The following is a 5980-nucleotide window of genomic DNA, read 5'->3' on the forward strand; positions in this document are numbered from 1 at the left end:
TTATGACCGAAGGTGTCAGTCCGGAGCTGGACAATACCCGCTGCTCCCGCAGGAGTCTCGCACTTTACGCTCCAATCGACATGACTGAACAATAGGGTGACGTAACAAAACTTATTAAAAACAACAATCTTTTAGAAAAGAGCCTTAATTTTAGACTTCAAACACGTTAGTGCTATAGCATTTTTAATGTAGCTGTAATTGGCAGATGGTCGGAAGCCAATGAACTGTTCTCCAGCACAGCAGCTTCCACAGCTTTAAATCCTTGATTGATGAAGATATAGTCAAGTGCAGTCCTAGGTTTTTTAGAGGGATACGTATACCCCCCAGGGCTGGATGGATTTGCTTCCAGCCATGCATCACCCAGGCTTTGAGTGACAAGTTTCCAGCTTTTTGACTGACGGGTCATATTCCAATCTCCCATTACGAAAGATGGAAGGTCGCTTTGAATCATATGATGCAAAATAAAAGATGTCTGTTTTTTATGAAGAAATGGTGCAAAGCTTAAATGTGAAATAAAGGCATTGAGACTATAACCGCCCGCATTGATACATACCTCAAGCATACTACGGTTTTCGACAATTTTAGGAAGGAAGTCAAATGGATGGTTTTTGACACAAGTGATAGGAAAACGAGTTAACAGAGCATTGCCATACTGCTTTTGTCTGTTATGGGCTTTGTCTTCAATGGTAATGGCTGGGCCATAGGCGTAATTCATATGTAAGCCGCTTGCAAGATATTTTGTTTGATCAATGAATTTACTCCGGCCGGAAAAGAATTTATCTACCTCATTTAACCCAATAATATCAGCGTCCGCATGTTTGATGATCCTGAGAATCCTGTCTAAATCCAGCTTTTTATCCATACCTCTCCCGTGATGGATATTAAATGTCATGACTTTAATCTCCACATTCACCCATCCTTCGCTTCAAAGTCCTTTTTATAATTGGCAAAATGCCTGTTTTTCAAAGCAGGATCAATCATAAAATTTTTTTCCTTTAAAGCCATTAGCTGCCATTAACCATGTATGGATCTAAATTGTATAGTTCCCCCATCCATTTACAAAAGATAAACGAAAGACTTGTAAAAAGTGAGGTGAATGCAGTTGACAGCAGAGAACAAACATGTAAAACCTGTAATTTTGCTAGTGATTGACACGTTAATGGATAAGCCTCTCGTAGAAGCTATACAAACCGGAAGAGCTCCAGCCTTAAAATTCCTCATGGAAAGGGGAGGCTATTTGCCTGGAATCGTTGTGCCTTTCCCAACAATGTCGGTGAATGTCGACACTACCATATTGACGGGTACATATTGTGATAGGCATCGTCTGCCGGGTTTAGCCTGGTTTAATCACAAAGAGAACAGGCTGGTGAATTATGGAACACATTATCGGGAGCTGTTCAAGCTTGGCTTTGGGAGAGCTGTAACTGATTTGTTATATGAAATGAATCAGCACCATATCAGCCCTGGTGTTTCCACGATTCATGAGGACTTAGAGAAAAACGGGATGTCGTCAGCTTCTATAAATGCATTGGTATATAGGGGGAATACGCCTCACTACCCTAATGTTTCTAAAATCATGAAGTGGGTAACAGGCATCCAAGAAGGCAGGCCAATGTTTGCCTCCCGTATTTTTACTTATGGATCTTTTATCAGAATTAATCCTTCTAGAAGAAATCAATATTTCTGGAAACGGCTGGGATTTAATGACACATCCGCTGTGCAGCAGTTGACCACCCTTATCAAGGAAAAGTGCCTGCCATTCTTTTCAATCGTCTACCTGCCTGACCTCGATCAGCGAGTGCACAAAAAAGGAAGAATGGATCTGAAGGGGATAGAAAAGGCCGATAAACAGCTGCAAAAAATCCTGAACACTTATGTATCTTGGGAGGAGGCCATTGAAAAAACTACCTGGATCGTCATGGGAGATAACGGACAAGCTTGGGTGAATTCCAATCGAAAAGAGGCTCTCATTGATCTGACGGTACTATTAAAGTCCTTTAGAATTATGAAGCTAAGAAAAGGGGTTCAGCCGGGGGATCAATTGGTGCTTGCAGTAAATGACCGGATGGCTTATGTTTATAGTCTTCAAGCTGCTGTTCCACTGGAAGTGATTGCAGATACTTTAATGAGAGACCACAGAATAGATGTGATTGCCTGGAAGAAGGACGGTTTCGTAGAGGTACGAAGAGGGGGATCAGATCAAGAATTCCGCTTTAAGACTCATGGTTCGTATCGAGATATCTATGGACAATCATGGACTATTTCCGGTACTTCGGCACTTCTGGATTTGAAAGACCATGAAAAAACTTTGAACTATGGAGAATATCCTGATGCATTGGCAAGGCTGCACAGCAGTTTGAATTCCCAAGAAGGCTGCTTTCTCGTCGTCAGCGCGAAACCGGGATGTGAATTTATGGGTGAAGGCTCACCTGCCCATATAGGCGGCGCAGGGCATGGAGGCCTTCATAAACAAGATTCCTTAGTGCCGCTGATTATAGCCGGAACCGAGTCTAAACCTGACCGCTTAAGAATGGTTGATTTAAAAAAATGGATATTATCTTTACTGATCTAAAGGCCAATATACCCGATGGAGTTAGTAATTTTTCTCCTATGCTACGGTGGCCGTACAATATGACAAGCAGATGTTCGGAATCCTGATAACCGCCAAGGTTAGAAATCACTCTGCGGACCCCAATCCAGGCTGTTCCCTGTAAGGCTGCTCTGCTAAAAGTCCTGTTCCTATTCATTTATCTCCTGAGGACGGAGGAGAATGCTGTTTGGGAATGACTAGTTTGTGTACCGGGGAAGGTAGGGCAGATAGATAAGCTGCCAGCTTGGCTATACACTTTTCTTACTACCATTTTCAGGCCTTCTTTATAATAATAAATCTACTGTTATGCTCTCTTTTCAAAAGAAAATGATTAAATCGTTTTTTTCTTGCATTAAATGACTCATACTATTTGTGTCACTTATTTTTAAAATAAGGCTCTGTTAAGTATGCCAGTTGATTTCCGCTGCAGGGACTGGCTTTCCGCGGGGGCGGACCGGGAGCCTCCTCGGTGTTTTTGACTGTGGGGTCCCCGTAGCCCCGTTTTTCCCGCAGGAGTCTCGTATATCTGTTACAAACAAGACATACAAAATCAATAAAGAAATATAATATAGCTTAAAAAAAACGTGATTTTTTACTTCTATTTTGGTATAATGTTTTATCGTAAGAATTTAGTGTCATATTTACATTAATATCTTGCAAATATTATGTGATAAGGTGGCAGATTAACATGAGTGAAAAACCATACAGAGTACTTTTATATTACCAATATGTACACATTGAAGACCCGGCTGAGTTTGCGGCAGAGCACAAAGAGTTCTGTACTGAGCTTGGACTAATGGGCAGAATTTTAGTAGCTTCAGAAGGGATTAATGGTACGGTTTCTGGAACTATTGAACAAACTGATAAATATATGGAAAAAATGAAAAATGATCCGCGTTTTGCAGATATGATCTTTAAAATCGATGAGGCAGAAGGACATGCTTTCAAAAAAATGAAGGTTCGTGCACGTCCTGAACTTGTAACTTTACGCCTGGAAGATGATGTGAATCCGCTTGAAATGACAGGTAGGTATTTAAGTCCTTCCGAATTCCGCGAACAAATGGAGAAGGAAGATACTGTACTGCTAGATGCAAGAAATGACTACGAATATGACTTAGGGCATTTTAGAGGCGCCGTCCGCCCTGATATTGAAAACTTCCGCGACCTTCCTGACTGGGTACGTGAAAATAAAGAAATGCTAGATGGCAAGAAAATCATCACATATTGTACAGGCGGAATCCGCTGTGAGAAATTCTCAGGCTGGCTTAAAAAAGAAGGCTTTGAGGATGTTGCCCAGCTGCATGGCGGGATTGTCACATACGGTAAAGACCCTGAAGTCCAGGGAGAACTATGGGATGGACAGCTTTATGTTTTTGATGAAAGAATTGCTGTTCCTGTTAACCAAAAAGAACATGTTGTTGTCGGAAAAGACTACTACACAGGTGAGCCTTGTGAACGCTACGTGAACTGTGCGAACCCTGCATGCAACAAAAAAATCCTATCTTCTGAAGAAAATGAACATAAATATCTGCGCAGCTGTTCACACGAATGCCGCGTACACCCTAATAACCGTTACATTCCAGAGCATGGTTTAACGGAAGAAGAAGTGCAGGAAAGATTAAAAGCAATTGGAGAAGAATATCTTCAAGTGAAGTAATGGAAAGCCCGGGCAGCAGCCCGGGTTTTATGTGATGATATTGACAAGTTTTAAAAGTTTGTGTCATAATCGCAGTAATTGAATAAAGAAGTTACCTTTAAATTTAGTCCAGAGAGACTGACAAGGTATGGAATTGATGGGGTCACCCTAGCCGCCGGACAAATGTGTATCCCGGTGAAGTAGCTGGATCCCCGTGCCATATACGAAATGTATATGATTGCTAAAATTCATTACCCTTCATGCATCAGCCTCCTGTTCCTATAACAGGAGGCTTTTATAATGCGAATTTAAAGGTTGGTCCATTTTCTGTATAAAAAAATACCAGCCAGGGAGCAGACATATGAAACTTTATCACGTAATTGGAGCTAAACAATACGACCGTCAGACTTTGGAAGACATTTATGAAACGGCCGACCGTATGGAAAAGGTCGTTAAAAACGGCGGAAGCGATATTTATTCTAACAAAATCATGACTACCTTATTCTTTGAACCAAGCACCAGAACGCGTCTTTCTTTTGAGTCAGCTATCAGCAGGCTTGGCGGCAAAGTCATCGGAACAGAAAATGCAGGGCAGTTTTCTTCCGCTACCAAAGGAGAAACTCTTGAAGATACCATCAGAGTAGTGTCCGAATACTGCGATGTAATCGTCATGCGTCATACCGACATCGGGGCTGCTGAAAGGGCGGCTGCTGTTGCCACAGTACCCATTCTTAATGCAGGCGACGGCGGCGGAGAGCACCCGACACAAGCACTGCTTGATGTCTATACCATCAAAAAAGAATTAGGAACATTGGATAATCAGCATGTAGTAATGGTGGGGGATCTTAAATACGGCCGAACCGTCCATTCTCTCTCTTACATGCTGGCGAATTACAACAATGTCCATATCACATTCACGGCTCCTGACAATGTGCAAATCCCGCTTTATGTAAAAGAATACCTTAAGGAAAGAGGAATCTCTTTCTCGGAAGAACACGATTTAAAGAAAGCAGTCCAAAAAGCGGACGTAATCTACCAAACCCGCATCCAAAAAGAGCGTTTTTCTTCACCTGAAGAGTACGAAAAGGCGAATGGCAAATATATCATCAACGATGACATTCTCTCATATATGAAAGATCATTGTATCATCCTGCATCCGTTGCCGCGTGCAGGGGAGATTGAACATAGTGTAGATGCAGACCCGCGTGCTGCTTATTTCAGGCAGGCACAAAATGGCCTTTATATCCGTATGGCCCTGCTCGAAAAATGTTTTGAGCAAGAAAGAGCGGAAACGATCCGGGATTATGTGAACGTATAAGGATTAAAGGGGGATTAAGCCTGACCGCAGTGGTCTGGCTTTTTTATAATTTCTGTTTTTTTGCTTAATTGAATAGTAATTGGTAAGAGGGCTAGGTTGAATTGCGCTATGAGATGAATGGAGCAGGTGAAGGGTTTATAGAATGGGAGAGGAGAAAGTGATATTTGTGGGCTAGGGGCTTAGGGAGGTGAAAAAAGGGGAATTTTAGCCGGTTTTTCCCTCAAGTTGAATAAATAACTTCAAAAATGATTCATTGGACACTCTTTTTCCTTGGGTATCATGCAATAATAAGGTGTTTTTGTTAATGGGTGGTACTGAATCAGGTCAGGCAGAATCTTTATGCTTAGGTTTCTTGGTTTTATCCTTAAGTTTTGATTAAGTCCGTATAATTGTGTAAAAAGAAAGAGTCATTTTATTCACTCTTGGCTACACTGTT

Annotated in this window: 4 protein-coding genes; 3 read left to right on the forward strand and 1 reads right to left on the reverse strand. The window is 41.6% G+C overall.

Going from position 1 to position 5980, the window contains the following annotated elements; translation table 11 throughout:
- Positions 1-172 precede the first annotated feature (172 nt).
- Positions 173-907, reverse strand: coding sequence for an endonuclease/exonuclease/phosphatase family protein (locus CUU66_RS23550; RefSeq protein WP_101645842.1), 735 nt, complete (start codon positions 905-907; stop codon positions 173-175).
- A gap of 195 nt (positions 908-1102) precedes the next feature.
- Between CUU66_RS23550 and CUU66_RS23555 the strand changes: the two genes are divergently transcribed.
- The 3 genes from CUU66_RS23555 (at position 1103) to pyrB (ending at position 5544) form a co-directional block, all read left to right on the forward strand.
- Positions 1103-2572, forward strand: a complete 1470-nt coding sequence (locus CUU66_RS23555; protein ID WP_257968121.1) for an alkaline phosphatase family protein — start codon at positions 1103-1105, stop codon at positions 2570-2572.
- Positions 2573-3278: 706 nt separating this feature from the next.
- Positions 3279-4247, forward strand: a complete 969-nt coding sequence (gene trhO, locus CUU66_RS23560) for an oxygen-dependent tRNA uridine(34) hydroxylase TrhO (protein ID WP_101645844.1) — start codon at positions 3279-3281, stop codon at positions 4245-4247.
- 340 nt (positions 4248-4587) lie between these two features.
- Positions 4588-5544, forward strand: a complete 957-nt coding sequence (gene pyrB, locus CUU66_RS23565; RefSeq protein WP_101645845.1) for an aspartate carbamoyltransferase — start codon at positions 4588-4590, stop codon at positions 5542-5544.
- Positions 5545-5980: the final 436 nt, after the last annotated feature.

It is taken from the genome of Peribacillus deserti (assembly GCF_002863585.1).
GTDB lineage: Bacteria > Bacillota > Bacilli > Bacillales > DSM-1321 > Paraperibacillus > Paraperibacillus deserti_A.